The following is a 26,181-nucleotide window of genomic DNA, read 5'->3' on the forward strand; positions in this document are numbered from 1 at the left end:
GCGCGGTGTCTTCTCACGCTGTGCGGTTGTCGTCCCGCGGCCCGGCCGCCACGGCAACTGGGCACGACGGAAGACGTGGTGGCGGACGTGGTGGCGAGACGCTGTCGGTACAGACCACTACGGCTGGAGGTTGTGTTGTCCGCACCTGGAATCGAGAAGCCCGCCACCCGGACCGGATGGCTCGCCACCCTGAACGGGCGCTACCACCGGGTCGCGCTGACGTCGTTCATGGTGATCGTGATCGCCCACTGGGCCGAGCACATCGCCCAGGCCGTTCAGCTGTGGGCGCTGGGCTGGACGGCGGCGGAGTCCCGCGGCGTGCTGGGGATCCCGTTCCCCTGGCTGATCAAATCGGAGTACCTGCACTACGGGTACGCCATCATCATGCTGATCGGGCTGTTCCTGCTCCGGCCCGGGTTCACCGGCCGCAGCCGGACCTGGTGGAGCATCGCGCTGGGCATCCAGTTCTGGCACCACATCGAGCACTTCCTGCTGCTGTTGCAGGCCCAGCTCGGCACCCCGTTCTTCGGGCAGGCGGTGAACACCAGCCTGCTGCAGCTGGTGGTGCCCCGGGTGGAACTGCACCTGTTCTACAACACGATCGTCTTCATCCCGATGGTCGTGGCGATGGTGCTGCATCTGCGGCCGTCGCGGGCCGAGGCCGCGATGATGACGTGCGGCTGCGCGCCGATCCGGCAGTTCGCGTGACGCTCACCGAGGCCGGCGCGGCCCGCACCGCGCCGGCCGCCCGGGCGATCGCCGTGATGGGGGCGATCGTCGTCGCCGCGATCCTGGCCATGATGTACACCGGGAAGTCCGGGCCGGTGACGATGACCGGGCCGGCGCCGGCCGACGGGGCGGTCCTCGGCGCCGATCCGGGGCGGGTGACACTCGCCCTCACCGGTGATCCCGAAGTCCGCTCGGCGCACGTGGCCGTGGTGGGGCCGGACGGTGCCCCGGTCACCCGGGGGCTGCCGCGGGTCGAGGGTGCGACGGTGGTGCAGGAGGTGGTGGCGGCCGCGCGGGGGACCTACCGGATGGCGTACCACCTCGAACTGACCTCCGGGGCGAATCTCAGCGGGAGCAGCGTGTTCACGATCGGTGACGGCTCCGCCGCGGTGGCCGTGCCACCGCCGCCGGCCGCCACCGGCCACGGTCACGAGATGCGGCGCGACGTCACCACCGTCGTGTTCCTGCTGGTGGACTTTGCTCTGATCGCGGTGCTGGTGCTGGTGCTGCTGCCCCGCCGGCGACGGTGACGGGGACGGCCGTGAGCGAGCGCAGAACCGGTGGCGCGCTCACGGTCACCAGCAGCACCAGCACGGCGGGAACGATCATCGCGACCGGCAGCGAGGTGGCCGAGGCCACCAGTCCCATCACCGTCGGGCCGAGCAGCCCGCCACCGTAGGCCAGCGTCGTCACCAGCGACAGGCCCCTGGCCCGGTGCGGGAACACGCTGCCCACCGTGCTCGACACCACCGGCCAGACCAGCGCCATGCCCGCCCCGGCCAGCAGCCACCCGGCCAGCGCGACGACGATCGCGCCGCTGGTCAGGAAGGTGGTGGCGAGCACCAGGCCGTAGCCGGCGCTGGCGACCAGGCCGGCCAGGAACACCACCCGGGCCGCGCCGAGCCGGGCCCGGATCGGGTCGCCGACCAGCCGGGTCCCGGTCATCGCCGCGAAGAAGAACGTGTACGCCAGCGACGCCGTCGCGAGGTCGGCGCCGAGCACCCGCCGCGCGTGCACCCCGGCCCAGTCGGTGGCCGCGTTCTCGGACAGGAACGCCGCCGCGCCGATCAGGCCCAGCATCACCACCAGACGCAGGCGCGGGCCGTCCCCGGCCGCCTCCGGGGTGGCCGGCTCGGCCGGCCGGGGCGCGGGCGCGGGCAACAGCGGGCCCAGCGCCAGCAGCGCCGCCATGGCCAGGACCGCGCCCACCGCCAGGACCAGCCGGGAATCGACGCCGGCCCGCAGCCCGGCCGCCGTCGCGGTTCCACCGGTCAGCGCGCCGAGCGCCCACACCCCGTGCAGCATCGACATCACCGGCCGGGCCGACTCCCGCTCCAGGTCGACCGCCTGAACGGTGAGCGCCACGTTGAGCAGCCCCAGCATCAGGCTCATCACCAGCACCGCGCCGATCAGGGCGGGATAACCGGGCGCGGCGGCCGGCCCGCCCAGTGCGGCGGCGAACAGCACCGCCGAGATCCACAACAGGCGGCGGCTGCCGGCCCGCTCGGCGAGCACCCCGGCGACGGGCATCGTGACCAGCGTCCCGAGGGCGAGGACCAGCAGGACCACCGCCAGGCGCGCCGGGCCGAGGTCCAGCCGGGCGTCGGTGGCCGGCAGGCATGCCCCCCACAGTCCGTTGAGCAGCCCGGTCAGGCCGAAGAATCCGGCCATCACCAGCCGATGACGTGTCGATGTCAGCACTGCCGGATCCCCGTTCGTCGGCTCGGAATTCGCCTCCCGCACATTACGAGTGAGCCGTCGCTTTTGTCTCCATTCCCGGTCGTACTGCGCAATTTGAAAGAAGCTGTGCGATGGGCGGCGTGTTTCAATTTCGGGAGTACGAGCATTTCATTCGCCGATACCGGTTCCGCTGATCGGCCGGCCTTTCCAGGGAGGGCGGAGATGTCCATCGCCGAGCGGGAACACCCCCTGATGACGGCCCCGGCGCCCGTTCTGACCGGTGCCGAGCCGATCGGGCCGTACGACTTCCGGGCGCGTGCCCGCCGACCCGGACGGCACCCGTATCTGCGGGCGGACACCGGTCCCGGCCGGGACGGCGATCCGATGCTGCTGCTGGAGTTCGCCCGGCAGGCGGAGGCGTACGCGGCGCGAGCCTTCTACGGTGTCGACGCCGGCGCCCGGACCGTGCTGCGCCGGTGGTCGGCGGCTTTCGCGGCGGCCGGTGTCCCGGAGTGGGTGGATCTGCACGGCGCGGTGCGCCCCCGGACGATCGGCGGGCGGTTGCGCGGCATGGTGTACGACCTCACCCTCCGCGCCGGGGACCACCGGCTCGGCACGGTCCGGATGGAGATGGGGTATCCGCGAGCCACCGCTGCCTCCGGCCCGCCGCCGGCCCGGAGCCGGGCCGGCTTCGGTGCCGGCCTGCCGTCTCCGGGCCGCCCGGTCGATCCGCGCCGGGTCGGCCGGCGGCGTGCCACCGACACCGTGCTGCGGGATCTGGAGACGGCCGGCGGCCGGATCGTCGCCGGATTGCGGGTGCCGGTGGAGAATCCGGGCCTTCTCGGCCCGGCCCGCGAGCAGGTGCCGGGGATGGTGCTGACCGAGGCGGCCCGGCAGATCGCCGCGCTGGCGGTCGCCGAGTGGGGTGGCCCCGGCCCGGACCGGACGGTGCCGGCCGCGCTCGCCGTGACCTTCGCCGACCAGGCCGATCCGGCGGTGCCGGTGGTCCTGACCGCCGGTGCCGGTGACCGCCCCGGCCGGGTGCGGGTCACCGTCGAGCAGGGCTCCGCGGTGATCGCCTCGGCCGACCTGACGATGACCGGCGTGGTGGTCCGGCCATGACCACTCCGGCGACCCGGCCGTCCATGGGTTCGATCCGCGAACAGATCGTCCACGCGCTGGTCGAGGAATTCTGGATCCCCCCGGACCGGATCACCGTGGACACCCGTTTCGTCGATCTGGGTTTCGATTCCCTGGGACTTGTGGAATTGGCGATCGCGATCCGCAAACGGTTCGGCGTCATGTTCCGGGAAAGTGAGATCACCCGGTCGATGACGGTGAATTCCACAGCGGAACTGGTGGCGTCCCGGGTCGCCCGGTGAGGTAGTCCGCCGGGCCGGCGAGTGGCGTACGTCACATCGCTTGGTGAACCCGACGTGATCACCCGATCGTCTTGCTGGACGTGAGACGAAGCCTGAACGCGGCCGACGAGGCAGAACTCGTCCGCCGCACCGCCGCCGGGGACCGGCGCGCCTTCGACGAGCTGTACCGGCGCACCTCGCCGTGGCTGCTCGCCCGGCTGCGCCGCCGGTGTGCCGACGACGACGTGGTCGCCGACGTGATGCAGGAGACCTACCTGGCCGTCTGGCGGGCCGCCGGCAGCTTCGCCGGGGCCACCACCTCGGGCAGCGCGGTCGGCTGGCTGTGGACCATCGCCGCGCACCGCCTGGTCGACGCGTTCCGCCGCCGGGCCCGGCAGAACCAGGTGCCGGCCGTACCGGTCACCGAGACCGTCGCCCCGGCCACCGAGGACGTGGTGATGGCCGGCCGGGTCGGCCAGGAGCTGGAACGGGCGCTGCTCGAACTCCCGCCGGAGGCCCGGCAGGTGCTGCGGGCCATGGTGCTGGACGGGTTCTCCGCCCGGGAGACGTCACTGCTGCTGGGCGTACCGGAGAACACCGTGAAGACCCGGGCCCGGCGGGCCCGCATCGCGCTGCGGGAGGCGCTGTCATGACCACCCATCCGAGCCCCGCCGTGATCGCCCGCTACGCCGACCCCGGCGCCGACCTGGACGAGGTGACCGCCTGGTCGGTGGAGACCCACCTGGAGGACTGCCCGGACTGCCGCGCCCTCGTCGCGTCCGGCCTGCCGGACAGCTCGTCGGCGCTGCTCGCCCGGATCACCGCCGGCATCGACGACGGCATCACCGCCGGCCCGGCCCCGGCCCCGGCCATGACCTGGGCGGTCGCCCACCACCGCTGGCTGGTCTGGAGCCTGGCGCCGTGGCTGGTGATGACGGTGACGGCGCTGGCCTGCGCGGTGGTGTTGCAGACCTTCTGGCCGAGCCTGCCGTCGCTGGTGGCGCTGCTGGCCCCGGTGGCGCCGCTGCCCGGGGTCGCGGTCGCCTGGAGCCGCCGGCACGATCCGGCCTGGGAGCTGATCGCCGGCACCCCGGCGGCCGGGCTGACCATGCTGCTCCGGCGTACCGCCGGGGTCCTGGCCGTGGTCGTGCCGGCGCTCGTGCTGGCCAGCGGCAACGCCGGGGTCTCGCTGGCGCTGACCCTGCTGCCCTGCCTGACGTTCACCGCGGCCACCGTCGCGCTCGGCGCGGTCGTCGGCGTCCGCCGGGCCGCCGTGAGCCTCGGAGTCGTCTGGACCGCGGCGGTGGTGCTGCCCGCGCTCCTCACCCTCGATGTACCGCCGGTCCTGCAACCGGCCAGCGCCCCGTTCTGGGTGCTGACCACCCTCGTCCTCGCGGCCTTCGCCGCAGCCCGGTCCGGCGCCTACCGCCGGCTGTCCAGCCACCTCTGACAGGAGTAACCCATGCGCATGGTGAGCGCGGCCGAGACGGCCCCCACCGCCTATCACTGGTCGATCCACGCCGAAGGGCTACGGGTCAAGGCCGGGCGGCACCTGGCCGTCGACGGCCTCGATCTGGCACTCGGCACCGGTGTGCACGGCCTGCTCGGCCCGAACGGCGCCGGCAAGACCACCCTGATGCGTGCCCTCGGCACCGTGCTGTCCCCGGCCGGCGGCACCCTCACCCTGCTCGGCGAGTCCGTCGACGGCGGCGGTGACCTGCGCCGGGTGCGCCGCGGGCTGGGCTACCTGCCGCAGCAGTTCGGCTTCTACCCGCGGTTCACGGTCCGCGAGTTCGTCGAGTACATGGCCTGGCTCAAGGAGATGCCGAAGACCGCGGTCCCGGGCGCGGCCCAGCGGGCCATCGAACGGGTCGGGCTGACCGACAAGGCCGGAGCCCGGATGAAGACACTGTCCGGCGGCATGCTGCGCCGGGCCGGCATCGCCCAGGCGATCGTCAACGAACCGGCCGTGCTGCTGCTCGACGAACCCACCGTCGGCCTGGACCCGGAGCAGCGCCTGGACTTCCGGGAGCTGCTGCGCGACGTGGGTGTGGACAGCTGCGTGCTGGTCTCCACCCACCTGGTCGAGGACGTGGTGGCCGCGTGCCACGACGTGGTGCTGATGAACGCGGGCCGGCTCGTCTTCCAGGGCACCCCCGATCAGCTGACCGCGCAGGGCGACCGGAACGCGCCCGGCGACAGCCCGGCCGAACGCGGCTATTCCGCGCTGCTGCGCCGGCACCGGGCGGAGGCCGGCCGATGACCCGGGTGTTCGGCATCGAACTGCGCCGGTCGGCGGCGCCCGGCGCGGCCCTGATGATCGCGGGTCTCGGCGCGCTGCTCCTCTACCTCGCCGCCGAGTCGGCCATCGGCGGGTGGATGCACCTGGCGATGGGGCAGCGGCTGTTCCTGGCGGTGCTCTGGCCGCTGGCCCTGGCCGCCGGGGCCTGGCAGGCGTCCCGGGAACGCCGGGCGAAGGTGAGCGAGCTGTTCACCACCACGCCGCGCCCGCCGGTGCAGCGGGCCGTCCCGGTGCTGGCCGCCATGGCGGTCGCGGTGACCTGCGGATACCTCGTGATGGCGGGGGCCGGCGCGATCCCGTTCGCCACCACCGCCGGGTATCTGCCGGCGGCGTCCCTCGCGGTCACCGCGGTCGGCGTGCTGTCCCTGATCGCCGCGGTGTGGCTGGGCCTGGCCGTCGGCCGCGCGCTGCCCTGGCCCCTCACCGCTCCGGCGCTGGCCATCGCCGGGCTCGCGCTGCTGCTGACCATCCCGATGATGACCCGGCCGCACGGCTGGCTGGCGCTGGTGTTCTCGCCGATCTACGAGATGAACCTGCCGGGCGCCTGGGCCACCGTGCCGGGCCGGGTCAGCACGGCCCAGGCGATCTGGCTGGGCGCGCTCGCCCTCAGCGGGCTGCTCTGGTTCGCCGCCAGCGGCAGGCCGGCCCGGATCGCCGCGGTGCTGCCGGCGGTGCTCGGCGCGGCGCTGGCGATCACCGTCATGCCGCACCAGAACCGGCAGGTCCTCGACGCGATCGACCCGGTCGCCCGGGAGCTGGTCTGCACCACGGACGCGCCGCGGGTCTGTGTGAGCCGGGTGCACGCCGGGATGCTGTCCGAGGTCACCGGCCCGGCCCGGGAAGGACTGTCGCTGCTGGCCCGGGTGCCGGGCGCGCCGACCCGGGTGCACGAGGACACCACCATCTACTACCCGGAGAACTACCCGCAATGGTCGGACGACGCCGTACCGCTGCGGTTGGAGACCCTCCCCGGCACTGCGCCGACCGCGCCGGGCGACCTGGTGCCGGAGGTGGTGGCCGGGGCGTTCGCCAGCCCGCCCACCTGTGCGGAGGACTACGCCCCGATGGCCGACCGGTACGCGGCCGCCTACTGGCTGCTCGACCGGGAGCCGTCCGGGGAGCGGGCCGAGTCCGCCGAGATCTGGTTCGCGCTGACCCGGCTGCCGGCCGAGGAGGCACTGGCGAAGGTCGCCGATCTGCGCCGGGCCGCGCTCGCCTGCACGGCGTCCGGCGGGCTCCTCGGCGAGGTCTCCCGGTGAGCTGGCTCCGGCTCTACCTGCGCTCCCGGCACGTTCCGCTGGCGGTGGCCGCGGCGCTCGGGGTGACGGCCCTGATGTGGTCGCTGTGGGCGGCGGGCTCGACCGAACGCGACGTCGGTTTCCAGATGGTGGTGCTGACCGTGCTGTTCCTGGTGGCGGCGCTGACCGCGACCCTGGGCGGGCCGGACGAGGCGCTGGAGCGGACCGCGTCGTTCGCCTGGGCGCCACGCCGGTCGGCGCACCTGCTGATCGCCTTCGCCGTGGTGGTGCTGCCGCTGCTGGCGACCCTGGCGACCGGGGCCCGGTTCGGCCCGGCCGGCATGGTGGTGCGGGACGCGGCCGGGCTGCTGGGCCTGACCGCTCTGGGCGCCGTCACCGTCGGGGTGTCCCGGTCCTGGTTCCTGCCGCTGGGCTGGACGCTGATCGCGGTGATCTTCCCGGTCGGGGAGTCGGTGGCCGGCCGGATCCTGACCTGGCAGGCGCAGGATCCGGCGGACGTCGCCGCCATGGTGACCGCCGGCGTGCTGGCGGCCGGCGGACTGGTCGCCTACACGGTGGCCGGGCCGGCGATGCGGTCCCCGGCCACCGCCGGGCAGGGCTAGGTTCTGTGTGGTGGACCTCGTCTCGCTCCCGCACGATCCGCCACACGGCACCCAGGCCCCTAGATCGCGGTCAAGGTCAACGTCGCGGTGTACGTGCCCGGCGCGGTGTCCGTCGGGACGCTCAGCTGGAGTTCGGCGTCCAGGCGGGCGGTGCCCCGGCCGGCTCCGGCGGGGGCCTTCGCCAGCTGGGCCGGCTCGGCCAGACCGGGGGAGGCCGGGCCGGGCTGGACACCCTGGGCGGTGCTCTGCGAGAGCACCTGCGGGGTCCAGCCGAGGTGACCGCCCGGGAACGAGCTGCCGTCGGGGGCCCGGAATCCGTCGGCCACGTGTCCCGAGGCGGTCCAGCCGGGGCCGGCCGCGCGGGTGTCGGTGACCGTCACCGGCTTCAGCGCGCCGGTGCTCTCCCACCGGTCGCCGGAGCTGTTCAGGGCCGCGTCCGGCAGGACCACCGCCCGGTCGGCGGCGTCCACGCTGATCACCAGGGCGCCCTCGGTCTCGTCGATGGTCGCGGTGATCGTCTTGGCCGCCTCCCCGGACGGCTCGGGTTCGGTCACCGTCAGGGTCACCGCGGGGCTGGTGGTGCCGGCGAGCTTCACCCGGTACTGGGCGCCGTGCAGCGTACGCGCGGCGGTGAAGGTGTAGGAGTCGCCGGTCTCACCCGGAACCGGGGTGAAGGCATCCGCCCCGGGCGCCTTGACCAGCCATTCATGCGCGGTCTCCGGCCCGCGCGGCGTCTGTACCGCCTGGAGGGTGACGGTGTCGCCGGGCCGGTATTCGGCGGCCATCCCGGACACCGTCAGCGAGCTGTCCGGCAGGACCGTCGGCGCCGACTCGACGTATTCGCGGCCGTCGTCGAAGGTGAGCCGGGCCACCACGGTGGTGCCGGGGCCGGGGTGCTCCGACAATTCCGGGCCGTTCTGGCCCGGAATGAGTTCCAGGGTGTCCGAGCCGGGCCGCTGCTGCCACCACTCCCAGCGGGTCAGCACCGACGGCGGGTTCACCGTGGCGGTCAGGCCGTCGACCGTCACCTTCTGCTGCGGGGCCGCGCCGTGGTCGTCGACGTGGATGGTGGCCGGTTCGCTGGTGGCCAGCAGGGTGCCGGCGGCCGAGTACAGTTCGGCCACCACCTGGGTGCCGTCCAGGGCCTGCTCCGCGCGTACGCCATCGGTGGGTTTGTCGATCGTGGTGAATCTCTGCTGGTCGGGACGCTGCCAGCGCCACTTCAGGACGTCGGTGTCACTGGCGGCCGGGTCGGCGGAGGCGTTCAGCCGGATGGTGTCGCCCTGGTGGTAGTGCCCGGCCAGGGAGTCCAGGAAGAGCAGCTGCTCGCCGGGCGCGCTGTCGGTGACGCGCAGCAGCTGCTGGGCTCCGGCGATGTGCATGCCGGTGGTGGCGTCGACGGCGGCCAGGTAGAGAGACTGGCCGTCGAGGTCGGCGGTGACCGGGAGCTCCAGGGTGGGGCCGGTGCCGAGGTCGGCGCCGCCGGCGATCTGCCACCGGTAGGTGACGTCGTCGCGGGGCGGATAGAGCGACGACTCCGCGCGGAGGGTGTCGCCGGCGCGGTAGACGGTGCGGATCCCGGAGAGCTGCAACTCGCGGTTACCGATCTGCGACAGGTAAGCCGGGGAACGGCCCAGCATCGTGCCGTCAGCGCCGGCGATCTCGTACGCCCATTCGATCGAGTTGAGCCACGCGGTGTCCATCAACCATTGGTCGGTGGTGCCCGGCACCTGCTGCGGGTGACCGTATTCGGACACCGGCGCCCACGTGGTGCCGCTGGGCACGTAGCGGGTCATCCACCGGCCGGTCTCCCCGGCGGTGAGGGCCCGGTGCGCGACGGTGACCCGTACCGGATCGCCGTTGTAGGCGTCCCGCCAGCCGGTGACCGTGACGCTCTCGCCGGTGCCGACGTTGACGCCGTCCACGTTGATGGTCAGCCAGTCACTCTGCTGGACCACCACCCGGGCGGCGTCGCGGATCTGCACCCGGATCGACGACCCGTTCAGGCCCGAGGTGGCGTCGCGCCGGTAGCGGGCCTCGCTCCCGGCGGCGAACGAGGTGGTCATGCCGGCCGGCCGGATCAGCCACCGCCAGGTGTCGCCGTCGCGCAGGGTGGCTCCGGTGACGCCCAGGTCGATCTGGTCGCCTGTCTGATAACGATCAGCCAGCCCGGTGATCCCGAAGACCTCGCCGCCGGCGCTCTCGGTCACCGTCACCGGCACCGGCGGGGATGCCGAGCGGGTGAAGTGGTTCAGCACGTGCGGCACGAACCGGGCGGTCAGCGCCCGGTTGCCCAGCGGCAGGGTGGTCACGTCGAGCGCGGCCCGCCCGCCGGACACCGCGATGTGCCCGAGGACGGTGTCGCCGTCGGCGAACTCCACCCAGCCGGGGGCGTCGGCCGGGGTGACCGTCGCGTCCAGCCGCACCCGTTCGCCGGCCACGATCGCGGCGGTGGAGGTGGTCAGCGCGGTGCTGGTGGCGGTGGCGGTGGGCAGGCCGCCGACCACGAAGGTGTAGGTGGCGTGCGCGGTCTGCCCGCCGGCGGCGGCCTCGACCCCGATCCGGTACGTGCCGGCCGCGGTGAACGCCCAGTTGGCGTGCATGTGGGTGCGCCCGACCGAGAACGCGCGGAAGGCGTCCTCGTCCGACGACCACAGCCGTTTGACGCCACCGAACCCGGCGGCGGTGAACAGTTCCAGGCTGCCCGGCCCGTCCAGTTCGGTGAGGGTGAAGGTGGTGCCGGTGATGTCCGGGGTGGACTCGGTGGAGAAGCCGGGCCAGAGCAGGCCGGCGCCGGGGTTGGACTCGGGGGCGATCCAGGCCGGGCTGCCGGGTGGGGCGATGAACTCGTATCCGGCCGGAACCGTGGTCTTCGCGTCGTCGGTCAGGTGGAACCAGATGCCGGCCGGGTCGAACCGGGTGCCGTTGCCCTCGGCCACGTCGGCCTTGGTCGCGAGGGCGAGTCTGCCGTCGTCGAGGAAGGTGGAGACGGCGTCGGTGTGCACGCCGGCGATGATCCGGTGTTCGCGGGGTTCGGGGGCGGGGCCCTCGGCGGCGGTGGCTCCGGTGGCCGGCGCCAGGACGGTGGCCAGCACGACGCCGAGCACGGCCAGCGTGGCTGTTCGTTTTCGCATGCGCTGATCTTGTTGGAAACGGTTTTCATTGTAAAGAGGCGTGAGTTGACAGATCCGGTAGTCTCCCGGAACCGCTGGCGCGGCGGACCGTGCGAACAGGAATGGATACACCCGGTGAATCTCGAAGTCGGCCGTACCCTCGTTCACCCCCGACACGGGGCGGTGAGCGTCACCGAACGGTTCTTCCGGGAGGTGAAGGGGGTGCCCACCGAATTCGTGACCCTCACGACACTGACCAATCCGATGACGATCTCGGTGCCGGTGGACAACGTGGAGATGATCGGGATCCGCGAACTGCTCGGCGCCGAACAGGTCGACGAGGTGCTGGCCGTGCTGGTCCACAGTGACGAGGACTTCAGCGGCAACTGGTCACGGCGATTCAAGCGGTACGAGGAACTGCTGGCCAGCAGCGACCTGCGGCACACCGCGCACGTGGTGCACAACCTCTGGACCCGGCAGGAGACCACCGGCATCTCGCCCGGGGAGAAGCGGCTGCTGCAGAAGGCGATGTCGTTCCTCACCGAGGAGTTGGCCCAGAACGAGGGGATCGGCGACCGGGAGGCGGCCGAACAGCGCATCGGCGCGGCGCTGAACACCGCGCTGGGCCGTTGAGGGACGGGCAGGCCGCGGACGGGCGGCCCGCCCGTCAGAGATCGGCCGGTGACAGCCCGGTCGCGTGGTGCGGGTGGGCCGGTGGCCGTGGCGAGTGCTGGGCCGTCCAGAGCGCGTTGAACATCCGCAGCGGCTTCGGCGGGTTCAGCTTGATCACGGTGTCGCCGTCCACGGTCCGGTCGTCCAGCGGGAAGTCGCGACGGCCGCCGATGCCGCGGACGGCGCCGGTGTTCTTGCCCCGCTGATTCCACCAGATCCAGCCGAGCATGCCCCACTTCCGGGCCCAGCCGGGCGCACCGGGATGCCAGGTCGACAGCTCCTCGTGCACCCCCTTGATCCACTGGGCGCGGACCGAGCCGTCGGTGTCCGCGGGCATGCCGATCAGGCCCAGCTCGGGGATGATCCGGGGACGGGCGTCACGAGGACCGTGTTCGTACGCCTTGACGTGCTTGAGGAACGCGGCGGGCTTCGGCAGCCGCTCCGGGCTCATCACCCACTCACGGGTGCCCGCCGGGACGTAGCAGTCGACACCGAGGAAGTCACCCGTACCCGGATCGTACGTCCGGTAGTTGAAGTCGCCCCTGTTCGGGTTCTCGGTCCAGGTCTGGGTGAGCACCGGCCCGCAGCTGATCCGCTTCCGGATCGCCGCCGGCAGGGTGTCGACCATGTCCAGGAAGCGGCCGAAGTCGCGGTGGAACCCGGCCGGCCCGCCGGGCAGGTCACCCTCCGGTTCGTGCCGGTCGGTGAGGTAGATCCGGTCGATCCAGCCGGGCATGTCCTCCAGTTGCCGGCGGACCCGCTCCAGCCCGCCCGGCCGGCCGTCGACCTTGCAACTCAGGAACGGGATCGTGCCGTTGCGCCGGCAGTACTCCAGACGGGTGTCCGACCAGGGCGGGAGCACCCGCAGCGGCTCGCCGTCGATGGTGACCCGGACCGGGAAGATCCGCATGATGTCGTTGCCGGGAAAGAGCGGCTCGTAGAACTCGAGGTCCTCGGCCGCGATGGACGCGCCGATCAGCACAGTTGCCCCTCCATTAGTGCATGAAAACACCTAAAACAGACTTTAATGTCATCATCAAGACATGCTGAAAGCAGGGGTTATCGCCACGATCGCCGTCCTGGGCGCCGCGTCGTGGGGGCATGACGGCTACGGCCCCGGCAACACCCGCTACAACCCCGCCGAGACCGGCGTCAACGCGTCCACCGTCGACCGGCTCCAGCCCCGCTGGACCGTCCGCCCCGCCGCCGCCCGGCCCGGCTGCGAACCCGCCCCGGCCGGCCCCCGCGCCGTCGGCGACCGGGTCTACCTGCTCGACGGCGGGGGAGTGGCCGCCTACGCCGCCGGCACCGGCAGACGGCTGTGGCACCACGCCGGCACCGGCCTGATCACCGCCGGGCCGATCGTGGCCGGCGGGCTCGTGCTCGTCGCCAGTACCGCCTGCGAATCGGCCAGCTCCTACGACAGCGCCCTGATCGCCCTCGACGCCGCCACCGGCGCCCAGCGCTGGCGCCGCACCGCCGCCTGGACCGCCGACACCGCCATCGCCGACGCCGGCGTCATCGTCACCTCCGGCGAGTGCGGCACCTGCGACGACGCCCGGCACGCCGTCACCGCCCACCAGCTCGACGACGGCACCCCGCTCTGGACCCATCACAACGAGGTGCTGGCCGGCCCGGTCTCCGCCGCCGGCACCGTCCTGCTGCGGCGCACCACCGGCAAGGCCGAGACCTGGGCCGGGCGGATCACCACCGGCACCCCCGTCTGGGGCACCGGCACCCGGGTCACCGCGGTCGCTGCCAACCCGGACGGCACCCACCTCTACCTGACCGGCGACGGCGGGCTGAGCGCCCGCTCGGCCACCGACGGCAGCCGGCTCTGGCGGATCCCCAAAGAGGCCGGCGACCTGGCCGCCGACGGCCGGCGCGTCTACGTGGCGTCGGCCGGCCGGGTCAACACCTACGACGCCGGGACCGGCCGCCTGGCCTGGACCCGGGCCCTCACCACCCCGCGCGATCCGGTCCGGGCCGGCGGCCTGCTCTACGTCCTCACCGGCAAGGGCGCCCTCACCGTCCTCACCCCGGCCGGCGGCAAGGTCGTCAGACTCCGGAACACCTACACCGGATTGCGTACGCACGTGGTGCCCGCCGGCGGCCGTCTGCTCACCACCCGGGGCGCGGAGGTTCGCGCGTACGCCCCCTGACCAGCGGGAGCGCGGGCGCCTCCGGACCAGCGGGAGCGCGGGCGCGTTAGCATGCCCGGCATGAATCGCTGGGCGTTGCCGCTGTTCGGTGCCGGGGCCGGGGTGGCCGGCGGGGCGCTGGCCGGTGAGGTGGCCATCGTGCCGGGGCTGGCCGTCGCCGCGGTGGGGCTGGTGCTCCTGGCCTTCCCGAGCCGGTCCGGCGGTCGTGACCTGGTCGCCCCCGCGCCGCCGCCGCTCTCCTCCGCGCCGGGCAAGCCCTCGGTGGCCGGCCTCGGCTCGCAGGTGGAGCGGATCCTCGGTCTCGCCCAGGAGCAGGCGGACGCCATCGTCGCGGAGGCGCGGGCCGAGGCGGAGCGGCTCGGAAAGTTGTAATTCGGTGCGCTTTTCCGGCGGAGCTGTAGTCGCCGCCGTTTCGTCCGAAGTAGCTCTCAGACGTGGCCGTGACATTCGGGGCCGCCACTTGGAGAGTTGGGTGAAATTCGAATGATGGGCTGGTTCGGGGACCGGAAGGTCGGCACGAAGATCCTGTCGGCAGTCCTCGTGGTTGCGACCATCGGCACAGGTGTCTCGTCATACGCCACGGTGAAGATGTCGGACATCAACAACGGCACCGACGAGGTTTACACCGGCACGCTCCAGCTGGAGACGATCGCCGAGATGCGCAACGCCTTCAACCGGGTCCGCATCGACTCGCTCAACCACTTCAGCACCGACAGCGCCTCGATCATGGACGACGCCGAGGCGGCGATCGAGAAGGACCTGAAGACGCTCGCCGACGTCGAGACCAAGTACAAGTCGTACGACCTCGGGCCCACCCGGGTCGCCGCGCTCGCCGACTTCGACGCCGCCTGGTCGCAGTACGTGACACTGACCAACGACACGCTGCTCCCGCTCAGCCGGGCCGGCAAGGACGCCCAGGTCGCCAAGGTCCGGGCCGACCAGGTCGATCCACTGGTCAACCAGGCCCGCGAGGCGATGGACATCCTCTCCACGCAGACCATCGAGAACGCCAAGGACGAGAACGACGCCGCCACCGCCGCCTACGAGACCGCCCGTACGCTGGTCATCTCCCTGATCATCGCCGGCCTGGTGATCGGCGTGCTCGCCGCGATGGGCATCGCCCGCCTGATCACCCGCCCGCTGGCCCGCTGTGTAGAGGTGCTCACCGCCGTCCACGACGGTGACCTCACCCAGCGCACCGGCCTGACCGGCAAGGACGAGGTCGGCGTGCTCGCCAAGGCCCTCGACGAGTCCACCGCGTCGATGGCGAACATGGTCCGCCAGGTCGCCGACAACGCCCACCACGTGGCCGCCGCCTCCGAGGAACTGTCCGCCGTGTCGGTGCAGATGTCGTCGGCCGCCGAGGAGACCTCCGCCCAGGCGGGCACCGTCTCCGACGCCGCCGGCATCGTCTCGCAGAACGTGCAGACCGTCTCGGCCGGCGCCGACGAGATGGGCGTCGCCATCCGCGAGATCGCCACCAGCGCCACCCAGGCCGCGGCCGTCTCCACCCAGGCCGCGCAGACCGCCGAGCGCACCAACGACATCGTCGCCAAGCTGGGCAAGTCGTCCGCCGAGATCAGCAGCGTGGTGCAGACCATCACCAGCATCGCCGAGCAGACCAACCTGCTCGCCCTGAACGCCACCATCGAGGCGGCCCGCGCCGGTGAGATGGGCAAGGGCTTCGCCGTGGTCGCCTCCGAGGTCAAGGACCTCGCCCAGGAGACGTCGCGGGCCACCGACGACATCACCAAGCGGATCGGCGCCATCCAGGAGGAGACCGAGCAGGCGGTGCTCGCCATCGGCGACATCACCGAGGTCATCGCCCGGATCAACGACTACGCGGCCACCATCGCCGCGGCCGTCGAGGAGCAGACCGCCACCACCAACGAGATGGCCCGCAACGTCAGCGAGGCGTCCGCCAGCGCCGGTGACATCGCCGGCAACATCTCCGGTGTGGCCGAGGCCGCCAACGCCACCGCCACCGGCGCCACCGAGACCCAGGCGACCGCGCAGGAACTGGCCCGGATGGCCGAGGAGCTGAACCAGACCATCTCGACGTACAAGGTCTGACATCAGGTAGGCGAGAGAGGCCGGGCCCCCGTGGGCCCGGCCTTTCCCGCATGCCCTCGACCCTGGAAACCGGCGCCCCACCGGGAGGGCCGATCCGGTCGCCGGCGTCGCCGACCCGGCGGTCAGTCCCAGACGACGACGCTGCGGCGGACCGGGGTGGGGCCCTCGTTGGAGGCGAAGAGTTCGGGGGAGCGTCGCTGGATGCGTTCCACGTCGGCGAAGACCGCGCGCAGGTGCCGGCGCATCGCTGAGCGGGCGGCCGGCAGGTCACCGGAGCGGACGGCGGTGAGGATGTCGCGGTGCTGGGAGGCGTTCGCCGTGGGTGGGCTGGCCTCCTGGAGGCCCAGGCGGCGGGCCCGGTCCAGGTGGCCCTTCGCGGCGCTCACCGTGGCCCATGCCGCGCCGTGGCCGCTCAGCCGCAGCAGGCCGTGGTGGAAGTCCTCGTCCAGGGCGAAGAACTCCTCGTTGGTGATGCCGGGGGTGTCCTGACGGCGCAGGTTGTCCTCCAGGGCGGCGAGCAGGGCCGGGTCCAGGGGGGTGGGCAGGTCGTCGAGGGCGGTCAGTTCGACGGCCTCGCGCAGGAACTGGGCGTCGGCCACCCGGACCGGGTCGACGCGGGAGACGAATGAGCCGACCTTGGGGAAGACCTGGACCAGGCCTTCTTCGGCGAGCAGGATCAGGCTTTCGCGGACCGGGGTGCGGCTGACGCCGAGGGCCGCGGCCAGTTCGTTCTCGCTGAGGGACGCTCCGGGCGGCAGTTCCATGGTGAGGACTTTGCGGCGCAGGGTGGCGTACACCGTCTTCCGGTTCGACACGGTTCCCAGCATAGGCGACCCCTAACTCTTGACTAACTGGCCGACCGGGACTTGTATACAAGCATCTGCGTACAAGTAACGAGGGGGAAATCCGGTGGCAACGATCGAACGTGTCGAGGTGCTGGTGACGTCACCCGGCCGAAACTTCGTGACTCTGCGGATCACCACGTCCGACGGCGTCACCGGCCTCGGCGACGCCACCCTCAACGGCCGGGAGCTGGCCGTCGCCGCCTACCTCGAGGACCACCTCGCGCCCCTGCTGATCGGCCGCGACCCGGACCGCATCGAGGACACCTGGCAGTACCTCTACCGGGGCGCCTACTGGCGGCGCGGCCCGGTCACCATGACCGCCGTCGCCGCCGTCGACGTCGCGCTCTGGGACATCAAGGGCAAGGTCGCCGGCATGCCGGTCTACCAGCTGCTCGGCGGGCGCTCCCGGGACGGCGTGCTGGTCTACTGCCACGCCAGCGGCCACGACGTGGAGTCGCTGCTCGACGATGTGGCCGCGTACCAGGAGAGGGGTTTCCAGGCCATCCGGGCGCAGGCCGCGGTGCCCGGCCTGAGCGGCAGCTACGGCGTGCGCAAGGGCGGGCTCTACGAGCCGGCCGCCACCGCGCTGCCCGACGAGCAGGCCTGGAGCACCGAGGCCTACCTGGACTTCGCGCCCGGCTACCTGGCGAAGGTCCGTGAGCGGTTCGGGTTCGGCTTCCACCTGCTGCACGACATCCACCACCGGCTCACCCCGATCGAGGCGGCCCGGTTCGGCAGGAGCGTCGAGGAGCTGCGGCTGTTCTGGATGGAGGACCCGACGCCGGCCGAGAACCAGGAGGCGTTCCGGCTGATCCGGCAGCACACCACCACCCCGATCGCCACCGGTGAGGTGCTCAACTCGATCTGGGACGTCAAGGAACTCATCACCGAGCAGCTGATCGACTACGTGCGCACCACCGTCGTGCACGCCGGCGGCATCACCCACCTGCGCCGCATCTTCGACCTGGCCGCGCTCTACCAGGTGCGCACCGGCTCACACGGGGCCACCGACCTGTCCCCGGTGACCACCGCCGCGGCCGTGCACGTCGACATCACGGTGCCGAACTTCGGCATCCAGGAGCACATGGGCCACACCCCGGAGACGTACGAGGTGTTCCGCGGCAGCCCCCGCCTGGAGAACGGCATGCTGTACCCGTCGGACGCGCCGGGTCTCGGTGTCGAATACGACGACGAGGTGGCGGCGCGCTTCCCCTACCAGGCGAGATATCTGCCGGTCGCCCGCCGGCTCGACGGCTCCGTGCACGACTGGTGACCATGAAGCGGATCCTGCATTTCGGCCTGGGCGCCTTCCACCGCGCCCACCAGGCGGTCTGGACCGAGAACGTGTCCGCCGACTGGACGATCACGGCGGTGGCGCCCCGCTCCCGGGCCACCGTCGACGCGCTGCGCGCCCAGGGCAACCGCTACGCGGTCCTCACCCGGGGGCCGGGAGATCCCTCGGTACGGGTGTGTCACGCCCTGTCCGAGACCCTGCACCTGGGCGACGACGCGGCCCGGGTGCGCGAGCTGATGACCTCGCCCGATGTCCGGATCGTCACGCTGACGATCACCGAGAAGGGCTACCTCGCGGACGGTCCGGTCGTGACCGCCGTCGCCGACGGGTTGATCGCACGCCATCGGGCCGGTGGCGCGCCGCTGACCGTGATGTCCTGCGACAACATGGCGGCGAACGGCGCGGTCCTGCGGGCCGCGGTCCGGGCGGCGATGACGGAGAGCGTGGACGAGGACTGGCTGGACACCGCGGTGACCTGGCCGTCGACGGTGGTGGACCGGATCGTCCCGGCCACCACGCCCGCCGACGTCGAGGAGGCGTCCGCGCTGCTCGGTTTCCGCGACGAGGTGCCGGTGGTGGCCGAACCGTACCGGCAGTGGGTGATCGAGGACGCGTTCGCCGCCGGCCGGCCGCCGTGGGAGCACGACGGCGCGCTGATCGTCGCCGACGTCGCGCCCTACCAGCTGACCAAGCTGCGGCTGCTGAACGGCGCGCACTCGGCGCTGGCCTACCTCGGCCTGGCCGCCGGGCTGGGCACGGTCGCCGACACGATGGCCACCGGGTGGGGCCCGGCCCTGGTCCGGCAGCTCGCCGCCGAGGTCGCCCCGACGTTGCCGCCGGGCGGGCCGGACCCGATGGCGTACGCCGATGATCTGGTCGAACGTTTCGCCAACCCGGGCATCCGGCACTCGCTGCGCCAGATCGCCGGGGACGGCTCCCGGAAACTTCCGGAACGGTGGTTCGGCGTGCTGCGCGCCACCACCTCCCCGGTGCTCGAACTGGCCCTGGCCGGCTGGGTGCACGCCACCCACCCGGACCGTGCGCCCGACGACCCCTTGAAAGAGCCCTTGGCCGGTACGTGGGACCGAGGGCCGAGCGACATCGACCTGGTGGCCGCCCAGCTCCGTCTGGTGGGCGCCGCCGATCTTCCCGTGATCCGTTCCGTGGCGGCCCGGCTGCCAGCCCTGCGTGCAGGACGAATCCCTCTAACGGAGTGAACATGTCCGATATATCGACGTCGAAGGTGCCCGAGCGCAGCACCAAGGACCTCACCCGCGCCGCCGTCTCCGGCTGGCTCGGCACCGCGATGGAGTTCATGGACTTCCAGCTCTACTCGCTGGCCGCCGCCATCGTCTTCAACCAGATCTTCTTCCCCGACGTCAGCCCGGCCATCGGCCTGATCGCGGCGATGGCCACGTACGGCGTCGGCTATGTCGCCCGGCTGGCCGGCGCGGTCTACTTCGGCCGGATGGGTGACCGGATCGGCCGCAAGCGGGTCCTGTTCATCACCATCGCCATGATGGGCGCGTCGACCACCCTGATCGGGGTACTGCCCACCTACGCGACGATCGGCATCCTCGCGCCGATCCTGCTGGTGGTGCTGCGCCTGGTCCAGGGCTTCGGCGCGGGCGCGGAGATCGCCGGCGCCACCGTCATGCTGGCCGAGTACGCCCCACCGCGCCGCCGCGGCGTGATCTCCTCGCTGGTGTCGCTCGGCACCAACTCCGGCACCCTGGCCGCCTCCGGCCTGTGGGCCATCCTGCTGGCGGTGCTCACCGAGGAGCAGCTGCTCAGCTGGGGCTGGCGGCTGCCGTTCCTGCTCAGCTTCCTCCTGATGATCTTCGCGGTGTGGATGCGCCGGAACCTGAAGGAGAGCCCGGTCTTCGAGGAGCGCGAGGCCCGCGTCGAGGAGCGACCGGTCCTGGAGGCCGGGCTCAAGGAACGCAAGGGCCGCTCGTTCCTGCTGGCCCTGGGCCTGCGGCTGGGCCAGGCCGGCAACTCCGGCCTGGTGCAGACCTTCCTGGTCGGCTACATCGCCACCGACATGGCCGTCAACCGCAGCGTCCCGACCACCGCGATCGTCTGGGGCTCGCTGCTCGGCTTCGCGACCGTGCCGCTGGTCGGCATGCTCGGCGACCGGGTCGGCCGCCGCCCGGTCTACATCGGCCTCACCGTCGCCACCATGATCTTCGCGGTGCCGATGATGCTGCTGATCACCGGTGGCGGCACGCTGGGCCTGATGGCCGGCATGATCCTCGGCCTGAACGTCGGCGTGCTCGGCCTGTTCTCCCTGGAGAGCGTCACGATGGCGGAGCTGTTCGGCGCCCGGAACCGGTTCACGCAACTCGCCCTGGCCAAGGAGATCGGCGGTATTCTGGCCACCGCGATCGGGCCGGTCACCGCGGCCGCGCTCACCGCCTGGACCGGGCACTGGTGGCCGATCGCCGCCATGCTGATCGCCTACTCCGCGATCACCCTGGTCGCCGCCCTGCTGTCGCCCGAGACCCGCGGCCGCGACCTGGTCGCCCTGGAGGACGCCCGATGAACCTTTTCCAAGACGGCGAGGACGGGCAGGCCGGGCGGCAGCCGGGGAACCTCGACGCTCAGGCTCGAAGCCAGGGTGAAAAAGGTGCACTGAAGGCCGTCGTGGTTCATGGCCCCCGCGATGTCCGGGTCGACACGATCACCGTGCGGGAGCCCGGTCCGGGCGAGGTCCGGGTCGCCGTCGAGTGGGGTGGCATCTGCGGATCGGACGTCTCCTACTACGCGCACGGCGCCTCCGGCACCGCCACCCTCGAACACCCGCTGATCCTGGGACACGAGGTCGCCGGCCAGGTCACCGCCGTCGGCCCGGGCGTCTCCACCGACTTATTGGGTACGTACGCCGCAGTGCACCCGGCCACCCCCGTCGGCGAGCTGCCCGACCGCCTCGAAGGGCGTGACAACCTCAACACCCGGGTCCGCTACCTCGGGTCGGCGGCCTTCGACCCGCACACCGACGGCGGATTCGCCGAAGCGATCGTGGTGCGCGCCGACCAGCTGCGAACGCTCCCGGCCGGGGTCTCCACCCGGCACGGGGCTCTCGCCGAACCACTCGCCGTCGCCATGCACGCGGTCTCCCGCGCCGGTGACGTCCGGGGCCGTGACGTGCTGGTCAACGGCGCCGGCCCGATCGGCTGCCTGGTGGTGGCCGCCCTCAAGCTCGCCGGGGCCGGCACGGTGACCGCCGCCGACGTGGCGCCCGCACCGCTCGGGATCGCCCGCGCGCTCGGCGCCGGCACCGTCCTGAACCTGCGCGCCGGCGACACCCTGCCGTCCGACGCCCCACTGGTGTTCGAGGCGTCCGGGGTGCCCGCCGCTCTCGGCGCGGTGCTCGGGGCCACCGCCCGGGGCGGCACCCTGATCCAGGTCGGGAACCTGCCCGGCGCACCCGCCCCGGCCGCCCTCGGTGACCTGGTGACCCGGGAGATCACCTGGATCGGGTCGTACCGGTTCGCCGACGAGATCACCGGCGCGGTCCGGGCCCTCGGCGCCGGGCTCGACCTGGAACCGCTGATCAGCGCCAGCTACGACCTGCCGGACGCCGCGGCGGCCCTGGACCGGGCCGCGGCCGGTGGCGGCGGCAAGGTGATGCTGCGGATGGGGTCCCGATGAGCGTCGTCACGGTCGGCGAGACGATGGCGCTGCTCACGGTGCCCGCCGACGGGCTGGTCCGGGGGACCGTGCCGATCGGCATGGGCGGCGCCGAATCCAACGTGGCGATCGGCCTGTCCCGCCTCGGTGTGCCCGCCACCTGGATCAGCCGGCTCGGCGACGACGCGCTCGGCACCCTCGTCCGGCGCGAGATCCGGGCCGAAGGTGTCACCGTGCTGGCCGAGGCCGATCCCGGCGCCCCGACCGGGATGATGGTCAAAGAGCTTCGGTACGGCGTACCCCATCGGGTCCGTTATCTGAGAACCGGGAGTGCCGCCTCCCGGATGACGCCCGGCGACGTCCCACCCGCGGTGATCGCGGCGGCCCGGGTGCTGCACCTGACCGGGATCACCCCGGCGCTCGGGCCCGGACCACGGGAGACCGTGGCGCACGCGATAGCGGCGGCGCGGGCCGCCGGGACGCTGGTGTCGTTCGACGTCAACCACCGGCGCACGCTGTGGAGCGACGACGAGGCGCGGGCCGTCCTGACCGGTCTGCTGTCCGGCGTCGACCTGCTGTTCGCCGGCCTGGAGGAGGCGTCGCTGCTGCTCGGGCGGCCGGCCACCGAGGACGACGGCGCCGCCCTGAACCCACTCGGCCCGGCGACGGTGGTGCTCAAACTCGGGGCGCGCGGGGCCGTCGCCCACCGCGGCGGCACGGTGGTCCACGCTCCGTCCCGGCCCCGCGCCGTGGTGGACGCGGTCGGTGCCGGGGACGCGTTCGTCGCCGGCTACCTGGCCGAACTGTGCCAGGACGGCAGCATCGAGGACTGCCTGGCCACCGCCAACGCCGCCGGTGGCCGGGTGGTCACCGTGCCCGGCGACTGGGAGGGCCTGCCCACCCGCGCCGACCTGCACAGTGCATGCGATGGGGAGGTACACCGATGACGAGGATTCTGCCGGTGGTCGTGCTGGACCGTGCCGACCAGGCCGAACCCCTGGGTGCGGCGCTGCTGGCCGGCGGCATCGACACCATGGAGATCACCCTGCGGACGGCGGCCGGCCTGGACGGGATCCGGCGGGCCCGGTCCCTGGACGGGGTACGGGTGGGCGCCGGCTCGGTGCTGACTCCGGAACACGTCGACCAGGTCGTCGACGCCGGAGCCGAGTTCATCGTCTGCCCCGGCCTGTCCGCCGCCGTCGTCGAACGGGCCCGGCATCACGGCGTCGACATCCTGCCCGGCGTCGCCACCCCCACCGACCTGATGGCCGCCGTCGCGCTCGGCCTGGACCGGGTGAAACTCTTCCCGGCCGGGCTGCTCGGCGGCCCCGCCTGGATCGCCGCGCTGTCCGCCCCGTTCCCCGGCATGCGCTTCGTGCCGTCCGGCGGGGTGACCGCCGCCAACCTGGCCGACTACCTGGCGATCCCGGCTGTCGACCAGGTCAGCGGCTCGTGGATGGTCACCCGGGAACTGATCGCCGGTGGCGACTGGGACCGGGTGACCGCACTGTCCGCGCGAGCCGTTCAGAACCGCGACTGAACCGGCTTCCAGGTGCTCCGGTCGCTGATCGTGGTGACCTTCAGCGACCGGAGGATCCGGCGCACCTGATCCATCGACAGACCCCGGCCGTGCCGTTCGAACTCGGCGAAATACCCGTCCCCGAGCAGCATCGTGCAGTAGCCGTTGACGTCCACACACTTCATCGGCTCGCCCGCGGCCGGGGCGTCGGTGTCCTTCGGATCGCCCGCCCAGATCGTCAGCACACCACCGGCCGGATAGTCGTCGAGCGACGTCGCCAGCTCCCGGCCGGCCGGCGGCCGATCGTCGAAGAAGACCCGCGACACCACGTCGGTCGGTTCCCGGTCCACGGCGGTCGCCGACCATCCGGCCGGAAGCCAGCCCATCGTGTACGGGGCGACCGCCGGCGTCTGCGCACCGGGCATCAGCGCCTCCACGATCGCCAGCGAATCCGCCCGGCTCAACGGCTCCCGGCCGGTGTTCGGCACGAACGTCGCCCAGGACCTTCCGTCGAACTGCCAGGCGAACGCCGTACGGCTGAAGCTCTCGGTCCTGATGCTCGGGTCGTTGATGTTCAGCTTCGGGTTCGCCCGCAGCTTGGCACGCATGTCCGCCAGATCCGGCAGCCGGTAGGTGACCGCACGCTCGAACCCGGCCCGGCCCATGATGGTCAGCCGCTTCTCCGGGCCGTACTGTCCCCGCGCCCCCTCCGGCTTCCCGAACGCCTGCCGGTCGAACACCCCCGGCTGGTAGAAGGTGAGCGTGGCCTCCGGATACGGGTAGGCGACCCCGTCCACCTCCAGTGTCACGCCATCCCGGTACACCGGGAACCGCTGGTAGCCGAACGTCGCCGTGGCGCCCGGCCCGACCCGCAGCGTTCCGGCCCGCGCCGCGGCCACCGTGAACGCCAGCCCGTTCGGCTGCTGGAAGTTGCGGGCCGCCGACGGCGCGGTGAACGACGCGGTCGGCGTCGCGGCCGGTGGCAGCTCCGGGGTGGCCGCCCGCGGTGTCGTACCGCCCAGCCCCGCGATCACCGCGACCGTCACGGCCACCGCGCTGCCCGCCCCCGCGGCGGTCGCCCACCGGCGCCGCGACCGGATCCGGTGCGCGCCCGCGATGATGTCCGCGGTGCTGGTCCGCGGCGCCGGCCCGCCCTCCCCGACGGACTCAAGCACGTCCTCGATGCGATACGACATGATCCACCCCCCTCTCCGCCCTGTTGGTGATCTCCGCGGACAGCGCGGTGCGCAGCGTGTCCAGGCCGCGGCTGGTCTGGCTCTTCACGGTGCCCACCGAACACCCCAGGATCTCGGCGGTCTCCTCGACACTCAGGCCCTCCAGGAACCGCAGCACCAGGGCGGCCCGCTGCCGCGGCGGCACCTGCCGCAACGCCGCCCGCATCCGCAGCCGCTCATCCACGTCACCGGAGCTGTCCGGCGCCGCCACCTCCGGAAACGCCTCACCCACCAGGTGCTCCCGCCGCCACGGCCGCCGCTTCTCACCCATCGCGGCACGCACCACCGCCTTGCGGGCGTACGCCTCCGGAGACGCCACCCGATCCCACCTCAGATACAGCCGCGACAGCGCCCCGGACACCGCGTCCTCAGCCGCCTGCCAGTCGCCGCAGGTCACATAGGCGAGCATCCGCAGCGGCTGGAACCGGGCCCCGGCAAACTCCCGGAACCCCTCTTCCGATTCGGCATCCACCAGCCGAACTCCTCTCGTCGAGAGCTAGAGGAGAAGGCCGCCCTCCAGGGTTGCATGATGTACGAGATTTCTCAGCGCCCCGAAATCCGGTGGCGGGGGCCGGCGGCCCGGGATGAGAATGCGACGATGCCCGGTAAACCAGAAGGGTTCACCTACCGCGTCCGCAAGAACGGCGAGGTGGAGATCCAGCATCACGGTCGCCCCGCCGGCGTGTTGAGGGGCCAGGCCGCAGCCCGCTTCCTCCAGGACGTGGAGGACGACGACCCGCAGGAGCTGATGGCCCGCCTGACCGGCAACTACCGCCACGGCAACGAACGAACAGCCAAGAACCACCCGAGAAACCGAGCCCACTGACCGATGCGCCACCGCTACGCCGGCTACCGTCCCGCCGGTCCTCGCGTCCGCGCTTTCCGCCTCCTCCGAAGCGCCCACCTGAACATCGCGGGCTGGTCCGCGATCCTGGCGCTGTGCCTGGCCGGAGCCATGCTGGGCTACCTGATCGGCCGGTTGCTACAGCTATCGAGGGAGCCGTCCACCGCAGCCGGCGCCCTGTCAGTCCTGGCCATGCTGGTGACATTCGACCGCCGCCGCCACGCCCGAACTCAGCGAGAACAGTGAACTGACGCCATCTGCCGGTGGAGCGTCGAGGCCCGGACGCCAGACCGGCTCGACCGTCGCCAGATCCCGAACCGAAACCGTCCGCATCGCCGAGGGCTGCGGTTCGCTCGTGCCATCCGTGGTCACGGTGAACGCCCGGATCGCGGCTATGAGAGGTCGATGACGTTCTTTTGGCCGGTGCGGCGTGATGGTGGCCGAATCGTGTCGGTGGATCGTTTTGGTTCTGGTCCGGAATGCTATTTGGCATGATCGACTTCTTACACTTCGCGGTCGGGGTCCGGGACAATTTGGGTATGGCTCAGATGTCGTTGTTCAGCCGGGCCCAAACTGCTGCGATGCGGGATTGGACCAAGGCCCGTAATTACGATCCGGATCGTGCGGAGTTTCGTCGTCAGCACAAGATTCGCCGTGACTGGGGTCTGCGGCGGCGCCATGCCGAGAAGCTTCGGCGCCTCCGGGAGAGCGGCAACCCGCCGCGGACTCCCGCCGACATCGCCGGCACTCGGGCCCATGCCACGCCGCGCCCCGCACCGTCGCCGGCAGCAGCCGCGACACCGGCCACCCCCGTCCCGCAGCATCCGCCCGTCTCGCGCCCGGCATCCGTCTCGCGCC

27 protein-coding genes and 1 pseudogene are annotated in these 26,181 nt (G+C 72.4%); 22 read left to right on the forward strand and 6 right to left on the reverse strand.

Going from position 1 to position 26,181, the window contains the following annotated elements; genetic code table 11:
* The first annotated feature begins 135 nt into the window (after positions 1–135).
* Together ACQ0O7_RS33125 and ACQ0O7_RS33130 are read left to right on the forward strand one after the other, a co-directional pair.
* Complete coding sequence (locus tag ACQ0O7_RS33125) at positions 136–708, forward strand: hypothetical protein (RefSeq protein ID WP_430788024.1); 573 nt, start codon at positions 136–138, stop codon at positions 706–708.
* The gene (locus ACQ0O7_RS33130) at positions 705–1,259 is read left to right on the forward strand and encodes a copper resistance protein CopC (RefSeq protein ID WP_430788026.1); all 555 of its coding nucleotides are present in this window, start codon (positions 705–707) and stop codon (positions 1,257–1,259) included. Before ACQ0O7_RS33125 ends, ACQ0O7_RS33130 begins: the two co-directional genes overlap by 4 nt.
* Here ACQ0O7_RS33130 and ACQ0O7_RS33135 read toward each other — a convergent pair.
* Positions 1,177–2,430 (reverse strand): MFS transporter, encoded by a 1,254-nt coding sequence (locus ACQ0O7_RS33135; protein WP_430788028.1) that lies wholly within the window; start codon positions 2,428–2,430, stop codon positions 1,177–1,179. The two genes, ACQ0O7_RS33130 and ACQ0O7_RS33135, sit on opposite strands and share 83 nt — an antisense overlap.
* A 201-nt stretch (positions 2,431–2,631) precedes the next feature.
* On the opposite strand from ACQ0O7_RS33135, the gene ACQ0O7_RS33140 reads away from it, so the two are divergent.
* The 7 genes from ACQ0O7_RS33140 (at position 2,632) to ACQ0O7_RS33170 (ending at position 7,933) form a co-directional block, all read left to right on the forward strand.
* Positions 2,632–3,531, forward strand: a complete 900-nt coding sequence (locus ACQ0O7_RS33140) for an AfsA-related hotdog domain-containing protein (RefSeq protein ID WP_430788030.1) — start codon at positions 2,632–2,634, stop codon at positions 3,529–3,531.
* A complete protein-coding gene (locus ACQ0O7_RS33145) occupies positions 3,528–3,791 on the forward strand; it encodes an acyl carrier protein (protein WP_430788032.1) in 264 nt (87 codons plus the stop codon). The genes ACQ0O7_RS33140 and ACQ0O7_RS33145 overlap by 4 nt, the downstream gene beginning before the upstream one ends.
* Before the next feature lie 80 nt (positions 3,792–3,871).
* Entirely contained in the window at positions 3,872–4,423 is a 552-nt protein-coding gene (locus ACQ0O7_RS33150) for an RNA polymerase sigma factor (protein ID WP_430788034.1), read from the forward strand.
* Positions 4,420–5,220, forward strand: coding sequence for a hypothetical protein (locus ACQ0O7_RS33155; RefSeq protein ID WP_430788036.1), 801 nt, complete (start codon positions 4,420–4,422; stop codon positions 5,218–5,220). The genes ACQ0O7_RS33150 and ACQ0O7_RS33155 overlap by 4 nt, the downstream gene beginning before the upstream one ends.
* Before the next feature lie 12 nt (positions 5,221–5,232).
* Complete coding sequence (locus ACQ0O7_RS33160) at positions 5,233–6,033, forward strand: ABC transporter ATP-binding protein (protein WP_430788038.1); 801 nt, start codon at positions 5,233–5,235, stop codon at positions 6,031–6,033.
* Entirely contained in the window at positions 6,030–7,331 is a 1,302-nt protein-coding gene (locus ACQ0O7_RS33165; protein WP_430788040.1) for a hypothetical protein, read from the forward strand. The genes ACQ0O7_RS33160 and ACQ0O7_RS33165 overlap by 4 nt, the downstream gene beginning before the upstream one ends.
* Positions 7,328–7,933 (forward strand): hypothetical protein, encoded by a 606-nt coding sequence (locus ACQ0O7_RS33170; protein ID WP_430788042.1) that lies wholly within the window; start codon positions 7,328–7,330, stop codon positions 7,931–7,933. The genes ACQ0O7_RS33165 and ACQ0O7_RS33170 overlap by 4 nt, the downstream gene beginning before the upstream one ends.
* Positions 7,934–7,992: 59 nt before the next feature.
* On the opposite strand, the gene ACQ0O7_RS33175 is transcribed toward ACQ0O7_RS33170, so the two are convergent.
* Entirely contained in the window at positions 7,993–11,067 is a 3,075-nt protein-coding gene (locus ACQ0O7_RS33175) for a choice-of-anchor M domain-containing protein (protein WP_430788043.1), read from the reverse strand.
* Between the two features lie 114 nt (positions 11,068–11,181).
* Here ACQ0O7_RS33175 and ACQ0O7_RS33180 point away from each other — a divergent pair, with 114 nt between their 5' ends.
* The gene (locus ACQ0O7_RS33180) at positions 11,182–11,679 is read left to right on the forward strand and encodes a CarD family transcriptional regulator (protein ID WP_430788045.1); all 498 of its coding nucleotides are present in this window, start codon (positions 11,182–11,184) and stop codon (positions 11,677–11,679) included.
* A 34-nt stretch (positions 11,680–11,713) separates the two neighbouring features.
* On the opposite strand, the gene ACQ0O7_RS33185 is transcribed toward ACQ0O7_RS33180, so the two are convergent.
* Positions 11,714–12,700 (reverse strand): hypothetical protein, encoded by a 987-nt coding sequence (locus ACQ0O7_RS33185; protein WP_430788047.1) that lies wholly within the window; start codon positions 12,698–12,700, stop codon positions 11,714–11,716.
* A 61-nt stretch (positions 12,701–12,761) separates the two neighbouring features.
* Here ACQ0O7_RS33185 and ACQ0O7_RS33190 point away from each other — a divergent pair, with 61 nt between their 5' ends.
* The 3 genes from ACQ0O7_RS33190 (at position 12,762) to ACQ0O7_RS33200 (ending at position 15,953) form a co-directional block, all read left to right on the forward strand.
* A complete protein-coding gene (locus tag ACQ0O7_RS33190; RefSeq protein ID WP_430788049.1) occupies positions 12,762–13,880 on the forward strand; it encodes a PQQ-binding-like beta-propeller repeat protein in 1,119 nt (372 codons plus the stop codon).
* Positions 13,881–13,940: 60 nt separating this feature from the next.
* On the forward strand, positions 13,941–14,252 hold the full coding sequence (locus tag ACQ0O7_RS33195) for a hypothetical protein (RefSeq protein ID WP_430788051.1): 312 nt from the start codon (positions 13,941–13,943) through the stop codon (positions 14,250–14,252).
* 114 nt (positions 14,253–14,366) lie between these two features.
* Positions 14,367–15,953 (forward strand): methyl-accepting chemotaxis protein, encoded by a 1,587-nt coding sequence (locus ACQ0O7_RS33200; protein WP_430788053.1) that lies wholly within the window; start codon positions 14,367–14,369, stop codon positions 15,951–15,953.
* Positions 15,954–16,075: 122 nt separating this feature from the next.
* Here the strand turns inward: ACQ0O7_RS33200 and ACQ0O7_RS33205 are convergent, their stop codons facing one another.
* The gene (locus ACQ0O7_RS33205; protein ID WP_430788055.1) at positions 16,076–16,768 is read right to left on the reverse strand and encodes a GntR family transcriptional regulator; all 693 of its coding nucleotides are present in this window, start codon (positions 16,766–16,768) and stop codon (positions 16,076–16,078) included.
* Positions 16,769–16,862: 94 nt separating this feature from the next.
* Here ACQ0O7_RS33205 and manD point away from each other — a divergent pair, with 94 nt between their 5' ends.
* From manD to ACQ0O7_RS33235, 6 genes are read left to right on the forward strand one after another with little or no spacing between them, the layout of a single operon-like run.
* Positions 16,863–18,071, forward strand: coding sequence for a D-mannonate dehydratase ManD (gene manD / locus ACQ0O7_RS33210; protein WP_430788057.1), 1,209 nt, complete (start codon positions 16,863–16,865; stop codon positions 18,069–18,071).
* Positions 18,072–18,073: 2 nt separating this feature from the next.
* A complete protein-coding gene (locus ACQ0O7_RS33215; protein WP_430788086.1) occupies positions 18,074–19,309 on the forward strand; it encodes a mannitol dehydrogenase family protein in 1,236 nt (411 codons plus the stop codon).
* A gap of 2 nt (positions 19,310–19,311) precedes the next feature.
* On the forward strand, positions 19,312–20,637 hold the full coding sequence (locus tag ACQ0O7_RS33220) for an MFS transporter (RefSeq protein ID WP_430788059.1): 1,326 nt from the start codon (positions 19,312–19,314) through the stop codon (positions 20,635–20,637).
* Positions 20,634–21,746, forward strand: coding sequence for an L-idonate 5-dehydrogenase (locus tag ACQ0O7_RS33225; protein WP_430788061.1), 1,113 nt, complete (start codon positions 20,634–20,636; stop codon positions 21,744–21,746). Before ACQ0O7_RS33220 ends, ACQ0O7_RS33225 begins: the two co-directional genes overlap by 4 nt.
* Complete coding sequence (locus ACQ0O7_RS33230; protein WP_430788063.1) at positions 21,743–22,672, forward strand: sugar kinase; 930 nt, start codon at positions 21,743–21,745, stop codon at positions 22,670–22,672. The genes ACQ0O7_RS33225 and ACQ0O7_RS33230 overlap by 4 nt, the downstream gene beginning before the upstream one ends.
* Positions 22,669–23,265, forward strand: a complete 597-nt coding sequence (locus ACQ0O7_RS33235) for a bifunctional 4-hydroxy-2-oxoglutarate aldolase/2-dehydro-3-deoxy-phosphogluconate aldolase (protein ID WP_430788065.1) — start codon at positions 22,669–22,671, stop codon at positions 23,263–23,265. The genes ACQ0O7_RS33230 and ACQ0O7_RS33235 overlap by 4 nt, the downstream gene beginning before the upstream one ends.
* Here the strand turns inward: ACQ0O7_RS33235 and ACQ0O7_RS33240 are convergent.
* Entirely contained in the window at positions 23,250–24,440 is a 1,191-nt protein-coding gene (locus tag ACQ0O7_RS33240; protein WP_430788067.1) for a hypothetical protein, read from the reverse strand. The genes ACQ0O7_RS33235 and ACQ0O7_RS33240 overlap by 16 nt on opposite strands.
* The gene (locus ACQ0O7_RS33245; RefSeq protein WP_430788069.1) at positions 24,412–24,951 is read right to left on the reverse strand and encodes a SigE family RNA polymerase sigma factor; all 540 of its coding nucleotides are present in this window, start codon (positions 24,949–24,951) and stop codon (positions 24,412–24,414) included. The genes ACQ0O7_RS33240 and ACQ0O7_RS33245 overlap by 29 nt, the downstream gene beginning before the upstream one ends.
* Positions 24,952–25,077: 126 nt before the next feature.
* Here ACQ0O7_RS33245 and ACQ0O7_RS33250 point away from each other — a divergent pair, with 126 nt between their 5' ends.
* The 3 genes and pseudogenes from ACQ0O7_RS33250 to ACQ0O7_RS33260 all read left to right on the forward strand — a co-directional run.
* On the forward strand, positions 25,078–25,305 hold the full coding sequence (locus ACQ0O7_RS33250) for a hypothetical protein (protein WP_430788071.1): 228 nt from the start codon (positions 25,078–25,080) through the stop codon (positions 25,303–25,305).
* A 3-nt stretch (positions 25,306–25,308) separates the two neighbouring features.
* On the forward strand, positions 25,309–25,569 hold the full coding sequence (locus ACQ0O7_RS33255) for a hypothetical protein (protein ID WP_430788073.1): 261 nt from the start codon (positions 25,309–25,311) through the stop codon (positions 25,567–25,569).
* 245 nt (positions 25,570–25,814) lie between these two features.
* Positions 25,815–26,181 (forward strand): annotated as a pseudogene (locus ACQ0O7_RS33260) (hypothetical protein); the annotation flags it as partial.

Source organism: Actinoplanes sp. G11-F43, from assembly GCF_050589265.1.
Classification (GTDB): domain Bacteria; phylum Actinomycetota; class Actinomycetes; order Mycobacteriales; family Micromonosporaceae; genus Actinoplanes.